This window comes from Ruegeria sp. YTSA168 (assembly GCF_059610045.1).
Genome location: NZ_JBXWMW010000013.1, coordinates 62,515 through 87,317, shown reverse-complemented (window position 1 = coordinate 87,317; position 24,803 = coordinate 62,515). Strand labels below are relative to the sequence as shown.

Genomic DNA, 24,803 nt, shown 5'->3' with positions numbered 1-24,803 from the left:
TTGGGGATATGTATTAAGTGATAGCCGATGGCAATGGTCCAAGAGCAACTACGGCTTGGCAAGGTAAGAAAAATGAGCAGCTATGACGCCACGAAGAGATTGGGATGGATTTCCACGCTTAGTCGAAGAGTCATACTCGCCAGATATCTCTTGCGAGCTTTGGGTGAGATCTCCGATTCCATCGAAGATGTGAACCTTCGGCACGCAACATTGCTTAGAGCGATGGGAACATCCCTGATCGCATTAGACCTTGATAAAGATGTTACTTCCCGCAGCGTTGCGCCATACTATCCCAAGAACCGCCCCACGAGTTACGCGATAAAAGCCAGACAAATACCAAGATTCAGCTTTCAATTAGACACAGGTCCAACCCCTGCTATTACCGTCCTTTTGGACAACGGCAAAACGTTTCAGGACGCCCAAGAGATCGCAATCGACCCTGGCGAACCGTCTGATCTCCTTAGCTATGAAATTGACATCATTTCTCGCGGTACGAATTTGTCTTCAAAGCGAGTGACCGCCGAAAGAGGACGGCGTTTGCGTGCCGAACCTCTTTGGGAATCAACTGCGTCTATTTGGGCACGGAACGCTCAGGTTTCCAAGTTAGCCAGCAAAACCAGGCGCGCACTGCGCCAAGCGAACAGAGAAACGAAGGGGAATTTTGACTTCTGGGTAACTTACTATGATAGCCTTGTAGAAGGTGAGCCGCTCGATCCGGAATTGTTACGGAATGTGGCCTCCATTTCCCCAAGTATTTGGTCAAAGGGGCATGAAGCTGTAGCTGCGGAAATCAAACATCTTCAGGCAACGCTTCTTGCTCGGAAACTACCGCAAGCGGAAGTTGTTGAAATTAACCCTGACACTGGCCATTTCCGAGCTACACCCATTCGACTACAGAACATTCCACTTCTTGCAGCACTTTTTACGAACATTTCTGACGCACTTGAGGATGCGATACAGGGAACCAATGGTTTATCGGAGCAATCGAGTGAGTTTCGAAAAATCACTCGTGCAACCAAACGCTATGGGAATGACCCTCAGCAAGCAGAAATGACACTTACCGCGATCGCCAAGGGGCTTCGCCGTCAAATACATGAAACCAAATATCTACCGGATAGCGAAGATAACCTTGCCTTATTAGACGCGGTCGAAGAAGGGGTAAGGGGTATTCGCGCCAATCACCCGGAAGTGGCCGCAAACCGGGAGCAACTCGCGCTGCAAGCCTTCTCTGAGCTTGATGGAAGCGCCCAAAAACTGCTGGAGGAAGCAAAACCAATTTTGGTGGAACTAAGCGAAGGTAGTATGGCCGAGGATTACGCCGAAGATATCCCCTCGCTCGTTAACGACCGCTTACTCCCGTTGCCAACCGGCGCTCCCCCTCTGCCCGGCACAGACGCGGCGACGCGTGTGTTCAGCAGAACCTCGAAGATGGCGTTGCTAAGAGAGAAAATACTGGATCATGGTTCGCAACTTCATGATAGCCAGGAAGGAAAAACGCTCCGTGTAGGTCTAGCTGGTACTGCGGTTGGTGATTTGTTGTATCGGATCGTGCGACTAGGGCTGCAACTATTGGGTGTCCTCTGAATGGAAACTCACTGATGCAATTTTTGTGAATTGATTGAACAACAAGTTTGATTCATACTCCGCCGCAGACTGAGAGGGGCACAAGACCCCTCCGGGCAGGCAAAGAATGAGGCTCTAGCATGAAACAGTTCCTCCTCATCGCATTTTGTGCGGCATCGCTGACGGCGGTGGCTCAGGTTGCAGACGCGTCCCAGATCAAGCGAGCGTGTTTGGCTTCGGATCGTCAGGCGGCGACGCGGGCGCGGTGTTCTTGCATTCAACGCGTGGCGGATCAGGCGCTAACGCGCGGTGATCAGAATACCGTGGCAAAGTGGTTCGAAGACCCCCATCAGGCGCAGGAGTTGAAGATGTCGCAGACCGCGCGCGATGATGCGCTGTGGGATCGGTATCAGAACTTTGGCCAGATGGCGCAGGCGATCTGCAGCTAACCCCTGTCAGTCCTTGACCTGATGCACGCTGCGCCCCAGAAATGGCGCAGCGAAAGGTATGTGCGATGGTGATGAAAGGGCTGACCCTGCGGGGCCTTGAGGTGTTCGAGGCTCTTGCGCGGACCGGATCGGTGGCGCAGGCGGCCGAGATCACGGGGCTCAGCCAGCCCTCGGTTTCTCAGCAATTGCGCAATCTGGAAAAGGCCTTGGGCACCGATCTGGTCGATCACGGGCGGCGGCCAATGCGGCTGACCCAGGCCGGGCGCAGCTTTCTGACCCGCGCGCAGGCAGTGCTGGGTGAATTGCAGATGGCACAGAGCGAGCTGACGGTAATGGATCTGGGGCATCTCACCACCTTGTCCATCGGCCTGATCGACGATTTCGACAATGACCTGACACCTCGGCTTGCGACACTGCTGGCTGACAGCCTGACCCGATCAAAATTCAAGCTGATCACCCTGCCCAGTCTGGACCTGTTTGCCGAGTTGGACGCCCAGCGCTTGCATCTGGCCGTTTCCGCCCATAGCGGCGAAGTGCTGGAAGGTGTCATTGAATATCCGTTGGTGCAGGATCCATTTATACTGGTCGCCCCGGCGGGCGCGGGTGATACGCAGACCGTCGTACAGGACCTGCCTTTTCTGCGCTATGCGCGCGAGCAGCTGATCAGTCGCCAGATCGAAGGCCACCTGGCACGCCAGCAAGTTGAATACGAAGAACGGTTCGAGATCGGCTCACACCTGGCGCTGATGGCGATGGTTGCGCGCGGTCTGGGCTGGGCGATCACAACGCCGCTGGGCTATATGCGCGCGGCGCGGTTTCACGAAGAGATGCAGGCTCATCCCTGTCCGTTTGGCGCATTTGCTCGGACCATTTCATTGTTCACCCGCACGGACTGGTCAGATCAGGTGCCGCAAGAGGTTGCGGGCATGATGCGGCGGCTGATGCAAAGCCAGATCATTGACCCGGCGACGGCGAAACTGCCCTGGCTCAGTGATCAGTTGAAGGTGCTGGACGATCCATCCAGGTGATCGACAAGCCCAGCGACGGCGATCTCGATCAAGTCCAACGCCCCGTCAAAATCCCGCGTATAGTATGGGTCTGGCACATGATCTACACCGGCCTGAGGTGCGAACTCTGTCAGCAGCCGAACGGGCGTGTTGTTTCCATCCGGCCTAAGGGCCTCAATATTCGCGATATTGTCGGCATCCATCCCAATGATCAGATCGAACTGATTAAAATCCTTAGCCACAAACTGCCTTGCGCGAAGACCACCCAGTTCGACATTGCGGGCGCGTGCCGCAGATAGCATGGGACCATAGGGCGGGCTGCCAATATGCCAGCCCGCGGTTCCGGCACTGTCGGTTGTATGATGTGGGGCGTTGGCGCGAAACACACCCTCGGCCGCAGGTGACCGACAGATATTGCCCAAACACACAAAGAGGATACGCTGTGTCATATGCAATCTTCTACCGCGCAGAGGGCACATGGAAAAGATCGTCATTCTCACCGGAGCAGGCATTTCCGCCGAAAGCGGGCTCAGCACTTTTCGGGATGAAGACGGGCTATGGGCACAACACAGGATCGAAGACGTCGCGACGCCCGAGGCGTTTACCCGGAATCCGGCTTTGGTTCAGGGGTTCTACAATGCCCGCAGGGTTCAGGCTGCTCAGGTCCACCCCAATGCCGCGCATAAGGCCCTTGCCCGGTTGCAACAGGATTGGCCAGGCGATGTTGTGATCGTCACACAAAACGTCGACAGTCTTCACGAGGCTGGCGGCGCTTCCGGGGTGATCCACATGCATGGTATCCTGTCTGGTGCATTGTGTGGGGATTGTGGCCATCGGTGGACAGCACCGCCAGAAATGGCCCCTGATGAACCCTGCCCGGCCTGCAATGCCCCATCCGGGCGGCCTGATATCGTCTGGTTCGGTGAGATGCCGTATCATATGGACCAGATTTTCGATCATCTCGCCACCGCTTCGATCTTTGCCGCAATCGGCACGTCTGGTCAGGTCTACCCCGCCGCCGCTTTTGTACACGAAGCACACGCAGCCGGGGCGCATACCGTTGAGATCAATCTGGAGTCGACAGGCGGTGGTTTCGATGACCGCCTGCTGGGCAAAGCAACCGAAACCGTGCCAAAATGGGTTGATCGGTTGCTGATGACAAAGACATAAGAGGCAAATCGCACTAACACATGCATCACCTCATTCAGGGGAAACCACACCATGACAGATCAAGACCCAAGAATCGGTGAAATTCTCGACGATGGCAGCATGGCCAATCGCGACCGGCTCAGCGCTCAGCTGTCCAGTCTTTGGTGGACCTTCTTGGTTCGCAGTGTTTTGGCCGGCGCTGTTGGCATTGCCGCGCTGTTCTGGCCCTCTGGCAGCATTGCTTTGCTGCTGCGCTTGGTTGGTGCTTTGCTGATCATTGACGGCGGGTTGACGCTGCTGGGGGTAGGCCGCCGAGGCCTGTTGGGCGGCGCAGCGATCGGCGCGGTGTTGATCGGTCTGATTTTGCTGATTTGGCCCGAGGGCACAGTAAAGTTGGCCTTCTTCCTGTTGGGGGCCTGGGCGTTGATCATCGGTATTGGCTCTCTGGCCGCGTCACAGCAAATGAATGAGCGCGATCCGCAACGCCGCTCGATGCGCGGCTCTGGGATTGCGGCGCTGATCGTGGGCCTCGTGCTTATGATCTGGCCCGCCATTGCTCTGGTCGCGCTTGGATGGGCGATTGCCTTTTCAGCGCTTGCCATTGCAGTTGTCATGTTCTGGCTGGCAAATCGTCTGCGCAGCGCCAACGACCGGGTCGGCATGAAGACCATTCATCGCTAGGAACTAACACGAGCTACACTGCAAGCAGGCCGGGCATTGCCCGGCCTGACGCATGGATGACGGCCGCAAAGCGGCCCGAAGACAGGCGTTGCTGCTAGTTCGAATGGGATCCGTGATCGTGGCCATGCTTGTCCTGGCGCTCCAGATCCACCGGAACGTCCAGCACGATCTCTCCGGCCTGCTCAAACACCAGCGTAACAGGCACTGTTGCACCGTGCTCGAACGGGGCTTTCAATCCCATCAGCATTACATGCGCACCACCGCGCTTGAGCATGTAGGTCTCGCCTGCCGGGATGGCAAAACCTTCCTCAACATGGACCATCTGCGCCACGCCATCATCGTTGATCTTATGCGTGTGCAATTCTACCCGGGCTGCGGCATCTGATGTTGCGCTGATCAACCGATCATCCGTATCGCCCTGGTTCTCGATCATCATAAACGCCGCCCCTGCCTTGGCAGTTTTGCCGGATGAACGGGCGTAGGCATCGTCAACCACGATCTGGCTGTCAGCAAGGACCGGAACGGCCAGAAGGACAGTTGCAAAAGTGGCGAACAGGGTTGTTTTGAGGGACATTGCGCCTCTCCTTATCTGTTTGGTGGTCTGAAAAACTATCGTGGGGTCAGACCAAGACGGGAGGCGCGCGCGCAGGTGTGTCCGGGACGGGAGGGGCAATAAGATTGCCCTTATCGCGCGATGGCGCGGGAGGCCGTTGAACCGAAGCATCGGGTTGCGCGGGTTGCGCATCTGCGACCGCCCCCAACAAGGTCAGCGCATAGTCGGGACAGTAATGTGGTGGGGCTGTTGGCTGTCCGTTGGCGTCAACATAAACAACAACGGGGCCGTTTCCGGTACACAGGACCATCTGGCCTGTGGCCATATCTACGCCGCGCGACACCGCAAGGCTCTGCCCGGTCAGAACCAGCAGCAGAGACACAATTATCGGCAGAAACTTATGTAACGTAGATCTCATCGTGACCCGCATATAGGCCAGACAGATGAAACGCTTCAAGCGCCAAACAGTCGCGCTTGAAGCGTCTCTTAGTAATCCAGCCCAGGCCGTTTAACGGCCCCTTTGGTCAGACTGGTATGGGAGCGATTCACCTGACGCTGAATGCGCGTGCAGGCCAAAATAGATTTTTTGAAAACGGTCGAAAGCAACAGGAAAATATAGAAACTCTTTAACGACATCACTCGGCCCCCGCCCAAAGAATGCAATCAAAATACGCATTGTGTCCTCGCGCGTATGTGAACTATTTCACGGTTGTTACAATTTATTTCAATTTTTTCACCCCAAGCAGAATCGCAAAATGAAAAACCCCGCACCAATCGGGTACGGGGTCATTCAAACCGTAGGTAATGAGAAGGTTACGCCGACGCTTGCGCCTTGACGATTTCCTTTTTCACTTTCAATGCGTTCGTAGACAGATCCTCGTCCTTGGCTTTGGCCAGGAACGCGTCCAGACCACCACGGTGGTCGACAGAACGCAGCGCAGCCGCCGAGATACGCAGCTTAACGCCACGACCCAGAGTTTCGGACTGCAGGGTGACGTCGTTCAGATTCGGCAGAAAACGACGACGAGTTCTGTTTTTGGCGTGGCTGACATTGTTGCCAGTCATCGGGCCTTTTCCGGTCAGTTCGCAACGGCGCGACATGGTTTCTTCCTTTGTTTCTGGAGGCCGGGCAAAACGCCTGCGGCCAAATCACAAGGGGCGCAACCCGAAGTCGCGCCCGAAAACTGGTTGGATGCGTGTAGTGGGAATCGCAGGTAGGGTCAAGACAGGTTAGGCGGAATATTTGCACCCCCTGTATCTTCCCCGAACGCAGGCGCGCCCGGCGCATGCAACAGCGGTTTGTTGTTCTTCAAATGACGCGAAACCAGCTTGGCCTGCAACTTGCCACGCGGGATCAGCCGCGCCGGGTCGGGGCTGTGATCGTGATCCGCCAGTTCTGGAAATATCTTGAATATCTCACGCCGCGCGGCGGTGCTGAGCGATTTCAACGCCTCAGGCCCAGTATACAGGCTCTCGCTCGGGGCGCCTTCGGCATAGATAACCTCGTGACGGTCAAACAGCAGGTGAAAATACTCGACTGATTGCACGTCGTGATCAACGTAGATACCCGGCAAAGAGGTCAGTTTGATCGCCGGAATCAGAACTTCAGTCGCGCCAAACATGCGTTGCGCGATTTTGGATTGAACCAGCATCCGATGCTGGCGCGAGACCAGCAAATCGCGGTTTGGCACCCCCTGTCCCAGAGCACCCGCCACGATGCGCACCGGGCGTAATTTAGGGTCCTGCTCAAGGTCATGGGTTGTGAACGCCCGCTGTCCGGCCCAACGCACAGTTTGTGACCCCAGACCGACCGTCCGAACCCGATCCCCGGCCTCGATGTTCTGAATAGGGCAAAGCCCGCAATCCGTCGCGATCAGAGTATCGCGGGTAAAGCACGGAAACCCGGCACCATTTTCGAACCCTGTATACGTGACCGTCGTTCCCGACGGCAGGGTAAACGACCCGCTGGACAGCGAATAACTGGTGCCTGCCTCGACCGTGATTGTGCCAAACGTGCTGTCGGTGATCACGGTACCTTCAGGCAGGTTCAGCGTATCGGTACCCCCCCCGCCGTCGACTGTACCTGACACATTGGTGCTTTGGAAATCCAGCGTATCGTTGCCATTCCCCAATGCGATACTGCTGATGTCGGACCCACGCACAACGACGGTATCCGCGCCCCCTCCGGCATTCAGTGTTCCAACTGTGCTGCCGGTGATGGTGATGTCGTCACCACCCCCGTTGCCACGTACAACTCCGACAACCGTGCTGTTCGTGACGGTGATCTGGTCGCTGCCACCACGGCCGCGAATATTATCGATCGGCGTACCCTGAGGCGTTCCATTCAACGTCCCGTTGTCACCGGTAACGTCGATTATGTCATTGCCGTTGGTACCCCTTATATTGGGCATGGTCCTCTATTCCCAAGCAACAGGCAGGTCTAAAATAGCAACCATTTACACGACCAGATCGGCATGATCGGATACAATACACACCCATAGTGCGATGAGACGCCGCGCGCATCAAGGTCCAGGTCAAAACGCCCGAACACTGATCAGGTGGCGGAGAGTTTTGACAACATATGCCGCGCGGCGACCGTGGGGCTGAGCGTACCTTGGCCCACCTCCGTGCTCAGCTCATCCATTTCCTGGCGTGCCTCGGGCGTGTCCAGGCGGGCCAGCAGGGCATACCGAACCTCTTGATCGAACCAGTAGCGGGCCTGCGCAGCCCGGTTTGTCGTCCAAAACCCGTTGTCCCGTCGCCATTGGCTGAGCGACTGTATCTCTGACCAGGCTTGATCAAGGCCATGTTCTTCTATGGCTGATACTGTCATCGCTTTGGGAAACCCATCCGGGTCCTGTGGGCGTTTGCGCAACAGACGCAGGGCACCGGCATAATCCGCGCAGGTGCGCGTTGCCGTCGCCTTCAGGTCGCCATCTGCCTTGTTGATCAGGATGATATCCGCCATCTCCATGATACCGCGTTTTACGCCCTGCAACTCATCCCCGCCCGCCGGAGCCAACAACAGCAGGAACAGATCGGAGAGTTCAGACACCACGGTTTCCGACTGGCCAACGCCCACGGTTTCGATCAGCACGACATCATATCCTGCCGCCTCGCACAGCGCGATGGCTTCGCGCGTGCGACGGGCAACGCCCCCCAGCTGGCTTTGGCTGGGCGAGGGTCGGATAAAGGCATTTGGGTCACGGCTCAGACGTTCCATCCGGGTCTTGTCACCCAGGATCGATCCCCCTGACCGGGCCGAGCTTGGATCGACCGCAAGAACAGCAACGCGCAGCCCCTGACCCGTCAACATCATGCCAAAGCTTTCGATGAAGGTGGATTTCCCCACGCCCGGTGTCCCCGACAGGCCAATGCGCAGCGATTGCCGGCCAGATTGCGCCAGATAGTTCAGCAATTCCGAAGCCTGTTCCCGATGATCTGCACGGATGCTTTCGACCAGCGTGATTGCCCGGGCAAGCGCACGCCGTTCCCCGTTCAAAATGCTGTCACCTAGGCTGTTTATGTCCATCTCGACCCCGATCTTTTGCGGCATCTCTACTTGCCGCGGCCTATGGCGATTTGTCCAGCCCGGACCCTTCAGGAATTTTGTCCGATGACGATTGTTCGAAAGAGACTGCTACTTTTGATCCTGCTCTGTCTGCCGGTTTCGGCGGCGGCCGAGCAAAGCCGCTTTGCCCTGCGCGCGCTTGGGGTGAAGGTGGGCGAGATGGTGTTGGCCTCAGATGTAACGCAAAGCCGTTACGCCGTGACCGGCCAGCTGTCGACCACCGGATTAGTCGGCACCCTGAAGCGCATTCGCTTCATACTTGAAACGCAGGGAAGACGCGAAGGCAGCAGGTTCATGCCCGCCCTGTATGTCGAGGACATGGATACCGGCCAACGCGAATCGCGCGTCCGGCTTGAATACAATGGCGGTGTAGCGCGGGCCAGCGGGCCCGAGATTGAGAACCGCAGCCCTCACGCGGTAACCGACACGCAACAACGCGGCGCGGTTGATCCTCTGACCGGTATTTTCGTGGTGCTGCGGGATCAGGACCCCGAGGACCTGTGCACCTTGCGCCAGAAGATCTATGACGGAGAAAGGCTGACCGAGATTTCGCTGACGCAGCGCAACGATAGTGCCGGTCACGTCAGATGCAGCGGAGCGTTTAGGCGCATTGCCGGGTACGCGCCGGGCGATCTGCGGCAGGGCAGCCGGTTTCCCGTAACGGTGACTTATGCACGCGTCGGCTCCATTATGCGAGCTGTGAGGGTCGAGGCGCAGACGATATATGGTGCCGCCGTCATTCTGAGAAAATAGCGGGAACTGGACCTCTGCAAAGACATCGCGGATAAAGCCCGCATGACGACACTGCCGATTGACGATGCTATTCCCGAGATGCTGGACGCCCTAACAAACCAGCGACGGGCTGTTCTTCAGGCCCCGCCCGGCGCGGGCAAGACCACGCGTGTCCCCCTGGCAATGCTCAAGGCCGGGTTGTGCACCGGCAAGATCATCATGCTGGAACCGCGCCGTCTGGCAGCCCGCGCAGCGGCTGAACGCATGGCGGAAACGCTGGGTGAACGCGCGGGGCAAACCGTAGGGTACCGGGTTCGCGGTGATGCCAAAACCTCGAACACCACACGGATTGAGGTCGTGACCGAGGGTATCCTGACCCGGATGCTCCAATCTGATCCTGATCTTCCAGGGGTTGGGGCCGTGATTTTTGATGAGTTTCACGAACGATCCCTGAATGCTGATCTGGGTCTGGCGCTGTGCCTTGAGGTCGCCGGGGCGCTGCGCGATGACCTTATCCTCGTGGCAATGTCGGCCACGCTGGATGCTGAGCCGGTCGGGCGGTTGATGGAGGCCCCTCTTGTGACCTCGGAAGGGCGCAGCTATCCGGTTGAAACCCGCTGGCTGAACCGTCCGCTCGGCCCACAGGCCAGACGGTTGGATGCGCTGATTGATCTGGTTGAAACGGCTGTGTCCGAAACACAGGCGATTGGTGGCGGCGTTCTGGTTTTCCTGCCCGGTGAAGGTGAAATCCGACGGGCCGAAGCCGCGCTGAACCAGCGTCTGCCGAAGAATTGCACTCTGCGCCCGTTGTTCGGCGCCCTGCCCTTTGCTGCCCAGAGCGCGGCCATAGCGCCGGTTGAGGCTGGCCGCAAAGTGGTGTTGGCAACGTCGATTGCCGAAACCTCGCTGACCATTCCCGACATCCGCGTGGTTGTGGATATGGGTCAGGCACGGCGGGCGCGGTTCGATCCGGGCTCTGGCATGTCGCGGCTGGTAACCGAACGCGTTACAAGGGCCGAGGCGACGCAGCGGGCTGGTCGTGCGGGCCGTGTCGCCGAAGGGGTCTGCTATCGGTTGTGGTCAAAGGGCGAGGAAGGTGCCTTGCGTACCTATCCTCCCGCAGAAATCGAGGCCGCGGATCTGACCGGAATGGCGCTGGAACTTGCCTTATGGGGCGCAGATGCAAGCGATCTTGCGTTTCTGACCCCTCCGCCTGATGGCGCGTTGTCCGAGGCGCGATCCCTGTTGCGGATGCTGGGCGCGCTGGATGACAAAGGACGTATCACAGATCACGGGCGGCGTTTGGCCACCCTGCCTCTGCACCCGCGTCTGGGCCATATGCTGGCTCGTGCCGGGACACAGGCAGCCCCGCTGGCCGCGTTGCTGGCCGAACGAGACCCGCTCAAGGGCGCCCCGACCGATCTGACCCTCAGGATGGCTGCGATACGCGATACGCGGGGCTTTCAAAGGGATAAGCCCTGGCAGCTCAACCCAAGCGTTGTGGATCGGATCAAGGGTGAAACGAAACGTCTGCGCCCGATGATCGAACCTCAGAACGGCAAGCACAGCGCCGCCGCGATGGCGGCGCTCGCCTATCCCGACCGGATCGGACAAAGACGCAAAGGGGATGCGCCGCGCTATGTCCTGTCGGGTGGCAAAGGCGTGGTGCTGGAAAACGACGATACTTTGGCCGCTGCGCCCTATCTTGTTGTGCTCGACACCGATGGGAACCCGCGCGAAGCCCGCGTGCGGATGGCTGTGCAAATTACCGAACGCGACATCCGCGACCAGTTCGCCGACCAACTGTGTTGGGTTGATACCTGCGCCTGGTCCAAGCGCGAACGGCGCGTGATCGCCCGACAGCAGGAACGGCTTGGCGCCATCACCCTGAGCGACCGCCTTTGGAAAGACGTTCCCGATGACATCGCTGCACAGGCCATGCTGGACGGCGTGCGCGATCTGGGGTTGCGTCTGGAAGGCGCCGCCGCGCGTTTTGCGGCACGGGTCGAACTGGTACGCGCCGATGGAGTTGATCTGCCGGATTTTTCAATCGATGGGCTGATCTCCTCTCTCGAAGATTGGTTATTGCCCATGCTGTCCGGCGTGCGCAGCGCCGAAGACTGGAAACGCTTTGACCTACTACCCGCGCTCCGGGCGCGGCTGGATTGGGTGCAGATACAAGAGTTGAACAAGCGCGCGCCGGGGTCTTTCACCACGCCATTGGGACGCAAGGTGCCGATTGACTATGGCAGTGACGTACCCGAAATCGCTGTTCGCCTACAGGAGCTTTTCGGGGTTGTGCAACATCCCCTTGTCGCGGGCGCTCCGCTTAAGATCACCTTATTGTCTCCCGCGCAGCGCCCTATTCAGATCACGCGGGATCTGCCCGGGTTCTGGGCCGGGTCATACGCGGATGTACGCAAGGATATGCGGGCGCAGTATCCAAAACATCCCTGGCCCGAAGATCCGACCCAAGCTGACCCAACCCTACGTGCTAAACGCAGAACAAGCTGAACCGGATGTCAGGCATTGCCAAAATCCCACAAAAAGACACAAATTTCCTTAAAAACAGACCAAAACTTAGTCTTTTGGTCACAGATTTGTTGAAAACTCTTGGTCCAATGGTTACCTGAGCGGACTAGAATAGTGAAAAAGAACCTGAAAATCTGACTATGTCAAATTGGTTTCGCAACATATGGGAAGAGGTCGCAAGACCCCTGTTTCTGCGCCCCCGCCGGGTGCAGTTCGCAGCCCTGTGCACGCGGCAAACCGATGCGGGCCCTGAGGTTTTGTTGATCACCAGCCGCGATACTGGGCGTTGGGTGATCCCTAAAGGTTGGCCGATCGACGGGTTGGATGGCGCGGAAACTGCGGCTCAGGAAGCATGGGAAGAGGCTGGCGTTCGGGCGGACAAGGTCGACAAGACCCCTGTTGGCCAGTTCAGCTATGACAAGATCCTCAAAGATGGTTCCGCGCAACCGGTTTTGGCCAGCGTCTTCCAGATTTCGGTTGACGCATTGGCGGATGAATTCCCCGAAATTGGCCAGCGAGAGCGCGATTGGTTTGCACCTAAAACGGCGGCCACACTTGTCAGAGAACCCGAATTGCAGGCCCTGCTGCTGAAAATTTAACACAGACCCGGCGAAGTCAGTCCGAACAGGTTGCCCCCACAATGGGAAATCGCTAGCCCTGTGCGACCAACCCAAGACTGAAACCGAGTTGATGCCCGAGCCTAGCCCCAAAACACGCTGGCAGGCGCTGGATAGCGACCTGCACCGGATATCGCGCGTTGAGACTGCAAACTCTCATGTTGCGCGACGGCTATTGGCGCCCGGCGTTGCACTGGCGTTCATGGCCTTGGCAGGGCTGACCGCCGCGGTGTTTTTCGGCAAGGCAGACGGCGCGTTGGTCGTTGTCGCGGCGGCGATTTTCGGGGCCTATATGGCAATCAATATCGGCGCCAACGATGTGGCCAACAACATGGGGCCAGCCGTGGGGGCCAGCGCACTGACCATGGGAGGTGCGATTACAATCGCCGCCATCGCCGAAAGCGCGGGCGCCCTGTTGGCAGGGGGCGATGTTGTTACCACCGTTTCACAGAACATTATTGATCCTGATGCCCTGCACAGCGCCTCGGCCCTGATTTGGGCCATGATGGCTGCCCTGATCTCGGCCGCACTTTGGGTCAATCTGTCCACCTGGATCGGCGCGCCGGTCTCCACAACCCATTCGGTCGTGGGCGGCGTCATGGGGGCAGGTATTGCCGCCGCCGGCCTGGCCGCCGTCAACTGGAGCACGATGAGTGCCATTGCCAGCAGCTGGGTGGTTTCTCCACTCCTCAGCGGCGCGATTGCCGCCGGGTTTCTTGCGCTCATCAAGGTCACAATTCAGTATCAGGACGACAAGATCGAGGCCGCCAGGCGCTGGGTACCCATACTGGTCGCGATTATGGCCGGGGCGTTTACCACCTATCTGGCCGTGAAAGCAGTCGACAGGGTCGTGCAGATCGATCTGAGATTGGCGCTTGTGATGGGCCTAGCGATTGGCGTGCTGGTCTGGGTGATCACCGTGCCCTGGGTGCGCCGCAAATCCGAAGGCATGGAAAACCGCACAAGGTCTCTGAAATCCCTGTTTGGATTGCCGCTGGCCATCTCGGCCACATTCCTCAGCTTTGCGCATGGGGCCAATGACGTGGCCAACGCTGTGGGCCCACTTGCGGCAATCGTTTACGCAGCCGAATTTGCCAGTTTCGCAGACAGCGTCTCGATCCCTATTTGGGTGATGTTCATCGGAGCGTTCGGCATCTCCTTTGGTCTGTTCCTGTTCGGCCCCCGGCTGATCCGGATGGTCGGCAGTCAGATTACAAAGCTGAATCCGATGCGTGCGTTTTGCGTGGCCCTTGCCACGGCAACAACCGTCATCCTTGCAAGCTCGCTGGGATTGCCTGTCAGCTCAACCCATATTGCGGTCGGCGCCGTGTTTGGGGTTGGGTTTTATCGCGAATGGCATCTGGACCGGCGTTGGAAAAGCTCAAACCGTCAACGCCCCCGTGAAACGCGACTGGCGCGGGAAGAACGCCAAAGGCGCAAGCTGGTCCGGCGGTCGCACTTCATGACCATCATCGCCGCTTGGGTCGTGACGGTGCCTGCAGCCGCAACCATGTCGGGACTGATCTACCTGCTTCTGACCGCCTTTGCCTAGGGCCGTATGTCCTGTGGCCGCATGGGTGACTTGGGCCACTGTTTGATCAAATCGGACACGCGATTGCAAATTGGTGTCGGCGTTCCCGTTTGTTGCGCGAGGCGCATGATCTCACCCTGAAGGCTATCAATTTCCGTTTTACGGCCCTGCATCAAGTCATAGGCCATTGAGGTGCGCGCGGTTGGATCAATTGTCAGCATTTTTGATGCAACACGCGTGAAGATCGGCGTCGGAAGGCGCAGGATGAAAGGTGTCAGGCTGGCTGGCAACGGTGTCGTCGATGCGACCGGCTTACCGGCGGTTTTTAACGCCGCCAATGCCTCGACCATCTGATCGGCCATCAGGCGGCGCCATTCCCGATTTTTTAGCTGATCCACCAATGTCAGCCCCGACAGGGCGTTCAGCGCATTGTTCAGATTGATGACCAGTTTGCCCCATTGAACCGCCTCGATCTGATCGCTTGCCGAGATTGGCAGATTAGGGCTGTTCAGGTGTTCAGCCAGGTTTCCGGGGCCGGTCTGAACTACGATGTCACCGGATGTCGCACAGTGGTAAGTTGCGCGTTCAGTCGGCACCACGTTAAAGGGCACCATGCCCGCGCGCACATCGTAGCCCGGCAAAGCTGCGCTGAGGGTTCGGGCATTCTGCATCCCATTTTGCCAAGATAGAACGGGCACCTCTTGTGTCGCATGGGCAGCAATCAGATCTGCCATTTCAGGCGTGGCCCCTGATTTTACCGTCACGATGATAGCTTCGGCACGACCGAGGCACGCGGGATCATCGCTCAGACTAAGCTTCTGTGCGGGCAGATGGCGATGCAGCCCCGCATAGTTGGTGACCGTCAGGCCCTGTTCCCGAATCGGATTCAGTACCCGGGCACGCCCAAGCAATGTGACCTCATGACCGGCTTCAGCCAGCAACGCGCCGCAATAGCATCCGATACTGCCAGCCCCAGCGATGACAATCTTCATGGTGGTCCCTCCGCTCTGGAAAGGATCACCGGGTTCTCAGCCTGGGACAAGCCCATCGCCCAATGACGTCGCGTTCACCGTGCCAGGCGGGGTTTGGTGCGTCCCAATTCCTCTGAAATCGGAATGAACTCCTGATCATCCCCGGGCGGCAGATGGAATGCGCCATTGGCCCAATCTGCGGTTTTCCATTCGCGTGTTGCGGTTTCGATCTTCTCTTTCGATGAGGACACAAAGTTCCACCAGATATACCGCTCCTCATTCAGTGTCGCCCCGCCCAACAGCATGAGCCGCGCGCCAAGAGGCCCCGCCGTGAACGAAAGCTTGTCTCCGGGACGGAAAACCATCATGCGCCCCGCGTCGAACCTATCTCCGGCGATCTCAACCTGACCTTCGGTGACATAAACGCCCCGATCTTCATGATCGTCGGGCAGCGGGAACGATGCGCCGGGGTCGATCTCTACATCCAGATAGAAGGTTTCAGACAGCATGGTCACCGGGCTTGTCTCACCATAGGCTGAACCCAGGATCAGCCGCGCGCTGACCCCGGCATCCTGAATATGAGGCAATGCAGCCTGTTTGTGGTGCTCGAAATCAGGGGCCATGTCCTCATGTTGTTCTGGCAGTGCGATCCAGGTCTGGATACCGAACAGACTGTTTCGCTTGCCTCGGGTCTCATCGCTGGTGCGTTCTGAATGGGTCACGCCGCGCCCGGCAACCATCCAGTTGACCTCACCCGGATAGATCATCTGGTGGGTTCCCAGACTGTCGCGGTGCTCGAACTCACCCTGATAAAGATATGTCACAGTCCCCAGTCCGATATGGGGGTGCGGGCGCACGTCAATCCCGCCTTCGGTGATGAATTCAGCCGGGCCCATTTGGTCGAAGAAAATGAAGGGCCCCACAAGTTGCCGCTGAACCGAAGGCAAAGCTCGGCGCACTTCGAACCCTCCCAAGTCGCGTGCGCGCGGGATGATCAAAGTGTCCAATGCCGGGTTTTCGGAAAGGCATTCGGGATTGTGGGTCGGGTTCCAACTCATTCCTTTTCTCCCAGTCAGGCGGCCTGCGGGCCGGGTTGCGTTCGCAGATGTGAATGTATAGCCAAAGTGGTACAAGAAAAGCGCATCAATGCACAGTTTCGGTGCGGAGAGATGTCAGTGTTGGCGACAAGCGCTGACCCTCACAGAGGCGTGAGGCGAAACCCAGCGATTCCAATCGACGCGACCTCGGAATCGCTCGCGCATGTGCTATCTTTGGATATTGAGGCCATTGAACGCAGGACTGCATCAGGTTCGATAGGAGAGCATCCATGACCCATTTACTGATCACGCGCCGGAACCTGATCGCTACCGGAACAGCCGCGTTGGCAGGCGGATTTACACCGGCGCTGGCGGCCGGGGTTGATCCTACGCCATCGATGCGCGGCGGGTCCAACAACTATCGTCCGGGCGCTCCGATCGTTGAACGGATCGGTGGTGGTGGCTTCTGGATGACAGGCACGGTGCGTCGCGCGGGCGACGGAGCGCCCCTGCCCGATCAACGCATCCAGATCTGGGCGCATACCACCGAAGGGCACGAGCGCGATCCCCAAAGCCACGGCGCGACCCTAACGGATGCAAATGGTGAGTTCCGGCTGGAAATGCCACAAATCGTTCCCGCCTTTGGTCAACCGCATGGTCACCTGGCCTATGACAGTGGCACATACGAGACTGTGTTCCTACGCCCAGTGATGTCCAGTTCGAAGGACAAAACACTGGCTGCACATTTTGTGTTGCAACCAATCTGACCTTCGTGAACCGCAAAATCGCAATCTGGGCAAGCCTGTTGGTCGCGCTTGCCGTCCCATTGGCAGTCGCGGGTTTCAGCCCTTTACTGGCATGGCGCGACCCTGTCTACATTGCGGCTGGTTTTGCGGGGATCATCGGCCTATGTCTGCTGTTGGTTCAACCCCTGCTCGCGGCCAGAGACCTTCCTGGCCTGCCGCCAATGACCAGCAGAAACCTACATCGATGGTTGGGTATTGCGCTGATCATCGTCATTATGTTGCATGTTGGAGGGTTGTGGATCACCAGCCCGCCCGATGTTGTTGACGCGTTGTTGTTTGTCTCACCAACACCGTTTTCCACCTGGGGCGTTGTTGCCATGTGGGCCGCTTTTGGCGCCGCCGTGCTGGGCCTTTATCGAACGCGCCTAAGCCTTCGGTTTCGCATCTGGCGTCTGGGTCATACCGGGCTGGCAATTATCACCATTCTGGGCAGTGTGATCCATGCGATGCTGATCGAAGGCACGATGGGAGCCATAAGCAAGACTGCACTCTGCGTGCTGGTTGTTTTGGCGAGCGCGCGGGCGCTCGCCAAATTGCGGGTATGGGATGTGAAGCGAAAGGCTTAAACGCCCAGACACCAGCGCATCACCGCCTTTTGCGCATGCAGGCGATTTTCAGCCTCGTCGAAAATGACCGAGTTTGGTCCATCCATAACTTCGGATGTTGCTTCTTCTTCGCGATGTGCGGGCAGGCAATGCATGAACAGCGCATCGGGTTTCGCGTGGGACATCAGTTCGGCATTGACCTGATAAGGGCGAAGCAGGTTGTGGCGACGTTCTTTCGCGGATTGAGAATCATGCATGGACACCCAAGTGTCCGCCACAATGAGGTCGGCCCCTTCGACCGCCTTATATGGGTCGCGTTCAACGGCGACCTTTGAGCCCTGCTGTCGTGCAAAACCCATGAACTCTTCCTCAGGGTCGAACTGGGCGGGTCCGGTAAACGTGAAATCAAACCCGAACTGCCCGGCGGCATGCAAGAACGAGGCGCAGACATTATTGCCGTCACCCGTCCAAACCACCTTTTTGCCCTTGATGGGTCCACGATGTTCTTCGAAGGTCAGGACATCGGCCATGATCTGGCAGGGATGGGTCCGGTCGGTAAGACCGTTGATCACCGGCACGTCCGAATATTCGGCCATCTCTGTCAGAATGGTTTCGTCAAAGGTCCGGATCATGATCATATCGACATAGCGCGACAGAACACGGGCGGTGTCGGCGATGGTTTCGCCGTGACCCAGCTGCATGTCCTTCCCTGACAGAACCATGGTCTGCCCGCCCATCTGACGGACGCCAACGTCAAATGAGACGCGCGTCCGGGTCGATGGTTTTTCAAAGATCAGCGCAACCATGCAACCCTTGAGCGGTTGTTCATCATCCGGTGCGGCTTTGCCGCGGCCCAAACGGGCCTGTTTCATCGCGCTGGCCTGATCGATCATCGACCGCAGGGATGCGGTGTCAGTTTTGTGGATATCAAGAAAGTGGTTCATGATGTATCGCTTTTGGTTGTCGGCGGACGGGGGCTCTGCCCCCGAACCCCCGAGGTATTTTTGAACAGAAGAAGGGTCAGGCGCTGGCAAGTTGGCCTTCGACCTGTGCGGCGGCCTTGTCGAGGCGGATCAGGGCTTCGGCAATGTCACCCTCGCTGAGCGTCAGAGGCGGCAGCAGGCGGATCACGTTGTCGGCAGCAGGGACGGTAATGACCTGGTTGTCATAGCCCGCGTTGACGACATCGATATTGGTCACCTTACATTTCAGGCCCAGCATCAGGCCGGATCCGCGCACCTCTTCGAAGACATTCGGATGATCCGCGACAAGGCCTTCGAGCTTCTGGCGCATCAAGCCCGCTCTGCGGTTGACGCCTTCCAGGAAGGCGGGTGTTGCAACGTGATCAATAACCGCACACCCCACAGCGCAGCCCAGCGGGTTGCCCCCATATGTCGAGCCGTGAGTACCAGCAGTCATTCCGCTGGCCGCCTCTTCGGTGGCAAGCACCGCACCCAACGGGAACCCACCGCCGATGCCTTTGGCGATCATCATGATATCCGGGGTGATACCTGCCCATTCATGCGCAAACAGTTTGCCGGTGCGGCCCACGCCACATTGCACCTCGTCCAGGATCAGAAGCAGGCCATGGTCGTCGCAAATCTGGCGCAAGGTTTTGAGTTCGGCATCGGGAACGGGCCGGATACCGCCTTCGCCCTGAACCGGTTCGATCATGATTGCCGCTGTTTCTTCGGCAATCGCATTAGTTACGCCGTCCAGATCTCCGAACGTGAGATGCATGAAGCCGGGCAACAGGGGGCCAAAGCCTTTGGTCATCTTCTCGGAGCCAGCGGCAGCGATACCAGCCGAGGAGCGGCCGTGGAACGAGCCGTCGAAGGTGATGATCTCGACCTTCTCGGGATGGCCTTTGTCATGGAAATACTTGCGGGCCATTTTCACGGCCAGTTCGCAGGATTCGGTGCCCGAATTCGTGAAGAACACAGTGTCGGCGAATGTATGTTCGACCAACTTATCAGCCAAGGCCTGCTGCTGCGGGATGTTGTAGAGGTTCGAGACATGCCAGAGCGCGTGCGCTTGCTCGTTCAGCGCAGTGACTAGCGCCGGATGTGCATGACCCAGCGCGTTTACCGCGATACCCGCCCCGAGATCCAGAAAACGTCGGCCATCCGCCTCGATCAGCCAGGCGCCTTCGCCCTTCACGAAAGTCAGGGGCGCACGATTATAGGTAGGCAGAACGGACGGGATCATCGGATCATCCTTTTCAAGTAGCTTAAGCCCTGTGAGTGATACACAAGAGCCATGGTCGTCAACTGATTTGGTGGGGTTTGCGGCGTTGAGAACGGCGCACAGAGATCAAACTAAGCGGTTACGCAGAAAAGCGTCGGCGTCGGAGACGCAGGATATAGGTAAGTTTGATCATGCAGGCCGTATAGCGGCCCATAGCGGTTCTGGAAACCCATAATTTGCGTCGCGAGAGAAATACTGCTCAGCATCGCTGCGCCTTGCAGTTACGTCTTGCCATTCTTGGCGCGCTGCCTCACCGGTAGACCATGTTCGAACCCAAGGATCAGAATCCGCCGCTGGCCGCGCTGCTGATTTTCGTCGCCAGTGCCTTTATTGCTGCAACCACCTTGTTGGCCAAGGCGCTGGGAACAGAAACGCTCGGCCCGCCTCTTCACCCAATGCAAATCAGCCATGGACGATTTCTGTTTGCGTTTGTGGTGATTGTCAGCGCGGTAGGAATTCTACGCCCGCAGTTGCGGCGCCCCCATTGGGGACTTCATATTGGTCGAACAAGCTTTGGCTGGCTTGGCATCACGCTGATGTTTGCATCGGTTGCGTTCATTCCAATCGCAGATGCAACCGCAATTTCCTTCTTGAATCCGGTCTTTGCCATGGTGCTTGCAATTCCATTGCTGAAAGAGGGTGTTGGGCCGTGGCGCTGGTTGGCTGCTGCCGTTTCGCTGACAGGCGCGTTGATCCTGCTGCGCCCAACCCCTGAGAGCTTTCAACCCGCGGCGTTGTTGGCCTTGGCGGCTGCGACCGTAATAGGGATGGAACTGATTTTCATCAAAAAACTCTCAGGCAAGGAAAATCCCACCCAAATCCTACTGGTGAACAACTCGATGGGATTGGCCATTGCATCCGTTGCTGTCGTCTTCGTCTGGCAAATGCCTAACCCAGCACAATGGGTTGCGCTAATTGGGATCGGTGTCTTGATGGCCTGCGCCCAGGCCTGTTTCGTGAATGGTATGGCGCGTGCGGATGCCTCATTCGTGGCGCCAGTTAGCTATGCAACACTGATCTTTGCTGCGATCTATGATTTTGCTGTGTTTCGCGTCGTTCCTGATACAGTCAGCATCATTGGGTCGTCGATCATCATTGCCGGAGCATTGATCCTGGTCTGGCGTGAAGCACGGCAGCGTCAGGCCTTGAGCCGGTAACCCTTGCGCAACATCCACCATGTCATCGTACAGACCAGCAGAGTTGCGAGGCTGCACACAATGGCCCCCAAAACGGGAGAACTGTCGGACACACCGATCATGCCATATCGCAACCCGTCGATCAGATAGAAAACCGGGTTTACATGGCTGATCGCGTTCAAAACCGGTGGCAGGGCGTCGACGGAATAGAAGGTGCCTGACAAGAACGCCAAAGGTGTGACGATGAAATTGGTGATCGCGGCCATCTGATCAAACTTGTTGGCAAAGATACCGGCAAACAGACCCAACGCGCCCATGAAAGCGCCACCAAGTAAGACAAAGACCAAAGTGACCAGCACGTTCTGTGGCGCGATAGACAGGAACACCCAAAAAGCCACTGCGACAACACAGGCGATCAACGCGCCACGCGCGACCCCGCCTGCCAGATAGCCCAGCATAATCTCAAGCGGAGACAGGGGCGGCATCAGCGTATCGACAATATTGCCCTGCACTTTGGCGATAACCATAGAAGAAGAGGTATTGGCAAAGGCGTTCTGAATCACCGTCATCATCATGATACCCGGCGCAAGAAAGGTTAGGAATGGAACACCCATTACATCTGGCCTGCTGGGACCGATGGCGATTGTGAAAATCAGCAGAAACAATCCAGCCGTCACCAGAGGGGCCAGCAGGGTTTGCGTCCATACCGCCAGAAAGCGCAGGGTTTCACGCTGCGCAAGCGTGTAAAGCCCCATCCAATTGACCGCACCAAACCGGCGCGTGCCCTGATCCACAAGATTCTGCATGTCTGCCCCATAGCTGATTCGAAGACCGCTTGTAACTCGGCCCGCAGTGATTAGAATAGGGTGCTGAAACGAATTCCCAAGGCGGCCCGAATCCGGGGCCGCTTTCCGCTTTTGAAAGGCAAATGATGTCCTGGACTGACGAGCGTGTAGAGCTGCTGAAAAAGATGTGGGGCGAGGGCCAGTCGGCCAGCCAGATCGCAAAGGAACTGGGCGGCGTAACCCGCAATGCTGTGATCGGCAAGGTACACCGTCTGGGCCTGTCGAACCGCGCAACCGGCGCAGCTCCGGCGAAATCCGAGCCTAAGGAAAAGCCAGCCCCCGCGCCCAAGGTCGAGGCCAAGCCCAAACCTGCACCCAAGACGGAGCCCGCCCGCCCCGCACCTGCCCCGGCGGCCGAGACAAAACCTGCCGTGCCCGCCCGCCGTCAGATCATCCCGGCCGGTCAGCCGTTGCCGCCGCAACCTTCGGCCAATGAAATCAGCCCCGAGGCATTGGCCAAGGTCAACGAGATTGAGAAGAAGGCCAAGAAGCTCTCGCTGATGGAACTGACCGAAAAGACCTGCAAATGGCCCGTGGGCGACCCGGCGACCGAGGATTTCTGGTTCTGCGGTCTGCCGGTTGAGCCCGGCAAACCCTATTGCGAGGCGCATGTGGGTGTGGCGTTCCAGCCCATGAGCTCGCGCCGCGACCGGCGGCGTTAAGCCAATGCGCCAGGTCTCCACAGCGTTAGAGGATACCTGGCTCACCCGCGCAAAACGCCTGTTAGCGCTGGCCGAAACCGGCCAGCATTTCACCAAAGACCCGTTTGATCGCGAACGCTATGACGAGATCGCAGCCATAGCTCGCTCCATGCTGGCTGATCTTAGCCAAGTTCCATTGACCAAGATCGAAGGATTGGCAGTCGATCACACAGGTGGCTATGCCACCCCCAGCGTCGACATTCGCGGCGCCGTCATCCGCGATGGGCACATCCTGCTGGTGCGTGAGCGCAGCGATGGCAAATGGGCCCTGCCCGGCGGATTTGCAGATATCGGAAGCTCTCCTGCAGAGAATATCGAACGTGAAGTCTGGGAAGAGGCAGGCCTGCGCGTTCAGGCCCGCCATCTGTACGCGTTGCGCCACAAGGCTCGGCATCCCTATCCGCCGGATGTTCGGGATTTCTACAAACTGTTCTTCCTATGCGATGTGTTGCAAGCCCAGAACCCAAAGCCCGGCCTGGAAACCAGCGAGGCTCGGTTCTTTCCGGCGACGGCTCTGCCCGATCTCTCGTTGACTCGAAACATCGAAAACGACATCGGTGCCGCCTTTGAAGCTTCTGATGCGGACAGTCCGAGTTTACAATTCGATTAATCGCAGTACGGCCGCTGAACCGGATCGGCGCGGCTGGATTTATCGCGCCGGATAGGAGGCTTCGTCTGACATTGGCACCCAACCCGGCAGGTCCTGAGGCGAAACCGAGACGTGCAGTTGCTCGGACCGATCCCGCCCGACCTTGCGATGCTTGCGCAACAGGAATATCTTGCCCCACCCGCGCCACGTGCCAACCGAAGGCGCGCTGGCATCTGTCGGAAACCGGTCCCTCCACCCGTCTGGCAGAGGCAGCCCGTGCCGCTCGGCCTTATCCAGCAACCAGATCAAAGAGATATTGCTAAGCGGTCGGGCCTGTTCGAACCCGTTCAACTGACCACCTACATCTCCATGGCTGCCACGGAACCAGACCTGCTCAACATGGCCTTTGAAATCAGGCTTGCACTGCCAGAGCACGGGCTCATAGACCTCACGCGTTTCATCCAGGGCCATAGCATGATAGCCGTGGCGCGTGGCCTGACCCAGATGATGGTTGTGAAACGCGTGCCTGTCTTCCGCCCAGCGCCACACCAGTGGTAGGCGCAGCCCAAGCGCCTTTACCGTATCCCAGACGCCAATCATCTCGATGGCAAGGTCGTCATGGCAGAACTTTCGCCGGAAATCCCGCGCCGCCGTTCCCGAAGGGTTGCACTCATAGTGCCGGTAGGCCTGTTTGATATTGCGTTCGGTCGCGTGCTCGGCCTTAAGCAGACCAATCATATCGATCACCCCGGCCAGGCTGCGCACGCCGTAAGCACCACGCGAATAGCCGATGAAATAGATCCGGTCTCCCGGTTTGTACCGCGATGCCAGATATCCATAGGCCCGTCTGATTTGCCGGTTGATCCCACGCCCCATCATAACGTCCAGCGACGACTTCCAGCTGTCCCACTGAACGCCGGCCTCATAAAACACCGACACCTGACTGCCCATCTCTCTACAAAGCCGAAAAGTCTGACCCGCATGGGTTTCAAACCCCGGTTCGAGCGTAGACATGGTCCCGTCCAGAATGATGACATGGCTGATCGGCTCGCGGTGCCGCGCCTCAGCAGAATGCTCGGACCGCAATGGCCGCCCAAGCCATCCCAGAACCTTCCTGCTCAGCCGCGACAAATCCATATCTCAGCCACTCCTGTACTCTGCAAGGTTGCGCGCACGCCTCAGCATCGCACCTCCTCTGACCCCGGTCGCAGGCGCACCAATCGCCTCTGCATCCGTATCTGACCCCCACAACACCCACGAGCGTCAAGCTTAAGGCGCGCTAATAAATGCGGCATGGAGTTAAACTTAAGGATGGGCATCCTGCCCGTGCCGGGCAAGGCACCCAACGAAACCGTGAGCCTCTGCGCCATCATCTCGATCCTAGTCAGCCATCTGGGCTTCATCATGGCCAAACCTCTCAGATCATTCCGCTGCTTTAATACGACCACCATATGTCTGAAGATATTACGAAAGTTCAAAACCGTTGCAAAATTCCTGAAACCGTCGGTCGCCCGGTCACGAAACTGACAGCAATGCCGCGC

At 58.0% G+C, this 24,803-nt stretch carries 26 protein-coding genes; 14 read left to right on the top strand and 12 right to left on the bottom strand.

The annotated features are described in order from the left end of the window. Positions 1-72 precede the first annotated feature (72 nt). The 3 genes from AC2FFE_RS18115 to AC2FFE_RS18105 all read left to right on the top strand — a co-directional run bounded on the left by AC2FFE_RS18115 (position 73) and on the right by AC2FFE_RS18105 (position 3,040). Positions 73-1,584, top strand: a complete 1,512-nt coding sequence (locus AC2FFE_RS18115; RefSeq protein WP_496847294.1) for a hypothetical protein — start codon at positions 73-75, stop codon at positions 1,582-1,584. 119 nt (positions 1,585-1,703) lie between these two features. Continuing rightward, positions 1,704-2,012: a hypothetical protein gene (locus AC2FFE_RS18110; RefSeq protein ID WP_496847293.1), complete on the top strand. Its 309-nt coding sequence runs from the start codon at positions 1,704-1,706 to the stop codon at positions 2,010-2,012. A gap of 65 nt (positions 2,013-2,077) precedes the next feature. Next, the gene (locus tag AC2FFE_RS18105) at positions 2,078-3,040 is read left to right on the top strand and encodes a LysR family transcriptional regulator (protein ID WP_496847307.1); all 963 of its coding nucleotides are present in this window, start codon (positions 2,078-2,080) and stop codon (positions 3,038-3,040) included. Here AC2FFE_RS18105 and AC2FFE_RS18100 read toward each other — a convergent pair. Further along, complete coding sequence (locus AC2FFE_RS18100; protein WP_496847292.1) at positions 3,007-3,468, bottom strand: low molecular weight protein-tyrosine-phosphatase; 462 nt, start codon at positions 3,466-3,468, stop codon at positions 3,007-3,009. The two genes, AC2FFE_RS18105 and AC2FFE_RS18100, sit on opposite strands and share 34 nt — an antisense overlap. Positions 3,469-3,496: 28 nt before the next feature. Between AC2FFE_RS18100 and AC2FFE_RS18095 the strand changes: the two genes are divergently transcribed. Further along, positions 3,497-4,189 carry an NAD-dependent deacylase gene (locus tag AC2FFE_RS18095; RefSeq protein ID WP_496847291.1) on the top strand — a complete coding sequence of 231 codons (693 nt, stop codon included), beginning with the start codon at positions 3,497-3,499 and terminating at the stop codon, positions 4,187-4,189. A 51-nt stretch (positions 4,190-4,240) separates the two neighbouring features. Further along, positions 4,241-4,849: an HdeD family acid-resistance protein gene (locus AC2FFE_RS18090; protein ID WP_496847290.1), complete on the top strand. Its 609-nt coding sequence runs from the start codon at positions 4,241-4,243 to the stop codon at positions 4,847-4,849. A 94-nt stretch (positions 4,850-4,943) separates the two neighbouring features. Here the strand turns inward: AC2FFE_RS18090 and AC2FFE_RS18085 are convergent, their stop codons facing one another. From AC2FFE_RS18085 to meaB, 5 genes are all read right to left on the bottom strand, one after another. Continuing rightward, the gene (locus tag AC2FFE_RS18085) at positions 4,944-5,423 is read right to left on the bottom strand and encodes a copper chaperone PCu(A)C (protein WP_496817247.1); all 480 of its coding nucleotides are present in this window, start codon (positions 5,421-5,423) and stop codon (positions 4,944-4,946) included. 46 nt (positions 5,424-5,469) lie between these two features. After that, positions 5,470-5,820 carry a hypothetical protein gene (locus tag AC2FFE_RS18080; RefSeq protein ID WP_496817246.1) on the bottom strand — a complete coding sequence of 117 codons (351 nt, stop codon included), beginning with the start codon at positions 5,818-5,820 and terminating at the stop codon, positions 5,470-5,472. A 395-nt stretch (positions 5,821-6,215) separates the two neighbouring features. Next, positions 6,216-6,503: a 50S ribosomal protein L28 gene (gene rpmB, locus AC2FFE_RS18075; protein ID WP_496817245.1), complete on the bottom strand. Its 288-nt coding sequence runs from the start codon at positions 6,501-6,503 to the stop codon at positions 6,216-6,218. 119 nt (positions 6,504-6,622) lie between these two features. Further along, a complete protein-coding gene (locus AC2FFE_RS18070; RefSeq protein ID WP_496817244.1) occupies positions 6,623-7,813 on the bottom strand; it encodes a Hint domain-containing protein in 1,191 nt (396 codons plus the stop codon). A gap of 143 nt (positions 7,814-7,956) precedes the next feature. Next, a complete protein-coding gene (gene meaB, locus AC2FFE_RS18065; RefSeq protein WP_496847306.1) occupies positions 7,957-8,934 on the bottom strand; it encodes a methylmalonyl Co-A mutase-associated GTPase MeaB in 978 nt (325 codons plus the stop codon). An 84-nt stretch (positions 8,935-9,018) separates the two neighbouring features. Between meaB and AC2FFE_RS18060 the strand changes: the two genes are divergently transcribed. From AC2FFE_RS18060 to AC2FFE_RS18045, 4 genes are all read left to right on the top strand, one after another. Beyond that, positions 9,019-9,726 carry a DUF3108 domain-containing protein gene (locus AC2FFE_RS18060; protein ID WP_496847289.1) on the top strand — a complete coding sequence of 236 codons (708 nt, stop codon included), beginning with the start codon at positions 9,019-9,021 and terminating at the stop codon, positions 9,724-9,726. Between the two features lie 42 nt (positions 9,727-9,768). Next, positions 9,769-12,219, top strand: coding sequence for an ATP-dependent helicase HrpB (gene hrpB, locus AC2FFE_RS18055; protein ID WP_496847288.1), 2,451 nt, complete (start codon positions 9,769-9,771; stop codon positions 12,217-12,219). Positions 12,220-12,377: 158 nt separating this feature from the next. Continuing rightward, complete coding sequence (locus AC2FFE_RS18050; RefSeq protein WP_496847287.1) at positions 12,378-12,836, top strand: NUDIX hydrolase; 459 nt, start codon at positions 12,378-12,380, stop codon at positions 12,834-12,836. Between the two features lie 91 nt (positions 12,837-12,927). Then, positions 12,928-14,406, top strand: a complete 1,479-nt coding sequence (locus AC2FFE_RS18045; RefSeq protein WP_496817239.1) for an inorganic phosphate transporter — start codon at positions 12,928-12,930, stop codon at positions 14,404-14,406. Here the strand turns inward: AC2FFE_RS18045 and AC2FFE_RS18040 are convergent. Both AC2FFE_RS18040 and AC2FFE_RS18035 read right to left on the bottom strand, forming a co-directional pair. Beyond that, entirely contained in the window at positions 14,403-15,377 is a 975-nt protein-coding gene (locus tag AC2FFE_RS18040) for a 2-dehydropantoate 2-reductase (protein WP_496847286.1), read from the bottom strand. The genes AC2FFE_RS18045 and AC2FFE_RS18040 overlap by 4 nt on opposite strands. Before the next feature lie 74 nt (positions 15,378-15,451). Beyond that, positions 15,452-16,414 carry a pirin family protein gene (locus tag AC2FFE_RS18035; RefSeq protein ID WP_496847285.1) on the bottom strand — a complete coding sequence of 321 codons (963 nt, stop codon included), beginning with the start codon at positions 16,412-16,414 and terminating at the stop codon, positions 15,452-15,454. Positions 16,415-16,683: 269 nt separating this feature from the next. Here AC2FFE_RS18035 and AC2FFE_RS18030 point away from each other — a divergent pair, with 269 nt between their 5' ends. Together AC2FFE_RS18030 and AC2FFE_RS18025 are read left to right on the top strand one after the other, a co-directional pair. Beyond that, positions 16,684-17,160 carry a twin-arginine translocation pathway signal gene (locus AC2FFE_RS18030; RefSeq protein ID WP_496817236.1) on the top strand — a complete coding sequence of 159 codons (477 nt, stop codon included), beginning with the start codon at positions 16,684-16,686 and terminating at the stop codon, positions 17,158-17,160. Positions 17,161-17,165: 5 nt separating this feature from the next. Beyond that, on the top strand, positions 17,166-17,765 hold the full coding sequence (locus tag AC2FFE_RS18025; RefSeq protein WP_496817235.1) for a ferric reductase-like transmembrane domain-containing protein: 600 nt from the start codon (positions 17,166-17,168) through the stop codon (positions 17,763-17,765). Here AC2FFE_RS18025 and argF read toward each other — a convergent pair. Further along, positions 17,762-18,688, bottom strand: coding sequence for an ornithine carbamoyltransferase (argF, locus tag AC2FFE_RS18020; protein ID WP_496817234.1), 927 nt, complete (start codon positions 18,686-18,688; stop codon positions 17,762-17,764). The two genes, AC2FFE_RS18025 and argF, sit on opposite strands and share 4 nt — an antisense overlap. A gap of 76 nt (positions 18,689-18,764) precedes the next feature. Next, on the bottom strand, positions 18,765-19,952 hold the full coding sequence (locus AC2FFE_RS18015) for an aspartate aminotransferase family protein (protein ID WP_496817233.1): 1,188 nt from the start codon (positions 19,950-19,952) through the stop codon (positions 18,765-18,767). 302 nt (positions 19,953-20,254) lie between these two features. Between AC2FFE_RS18015 and AC2FFE_RS18010 the strand changes: the two genes are divergently transcribed. After that, positions 20,255-21,148 (top strand): DMT family transporter, encoded by an 894-nt coding sequence (locus AC2FFE_RS18010; protein WP_496817232.1) that lies wholly within the window; start codon positions 20,255-20,257, stop codon positions 21,146-21,148. Here AC2FFE_RS18010 and AC2FFE_RS18005 read toward each other — a convergent pair. Continuing rightward, positions 21,130-21,933 (bottom strand): ABC transporter permease, encoded by an 804-nt coding sequence (locus AC2FFE_RS18005; RefSeq protein ID WP_496817231.1) that lies wholly within the window; start codon positions 21,931-21,933, stop codon positions 21,130-21,132. The two genes, AC2FFE_RS18010 and AC2FFE_RS18005, sit on opposite strands and share 19 nt — an antisense overlap. A gap of 125 nt (positions 21,934-22,058) precedes the next feature. Here AC2FFE_RS18005 and AC2FFE_RS18000 point away from each other — a divergent pair, with 125 nt between their 5' ends. Continuing rightward, positions 22,059-22,634 carry a GcrA family cell cycle regulator gene (locus AC2FFE_RS18000; RefSeq protein WP_496817230.1) on the top strand — a complete coding sequence of 192 codons (576 nt, stop codon included), beginning with the start codon at positions 22,059-22,061 and terminating at the stop codon, positions 22,632-22,634. Positions 22,635-22,638: 4 nt separating this feature from the next. After that, a complete protein-coding gene (locus AC2FFE_RS17995) occupies positions 22,639-23,283 on the top strand; it encodes an NUDIX hydrolase (RefSeq protein WP_496847284.1) in 645 nt (214 codons plus the stop codon). 39 nt (positions 23,284-23,322) lie between these two features. On the opposite strand, the gene AC2FFE_RS17990 is transcribed toward AC2FFE_RS17995, so the two are convergent. Next, the gene (locus tag AC2FFE_RS17990) at positions 23,323-24,399 is read right to left on the bottom strand and encodes a T6SS phospholipase effector Tle1-like catalytic domain-containing protein (protein ID WP_496847283.1); all 1,077 of its coding nucleotides are present in this window, start codon (positions 24,397-24,399) and stop codon (positions 23,323-23,325) included. Between the last annotated feature and the right edge of the window lie 404 nt (positions 24,400-24,803).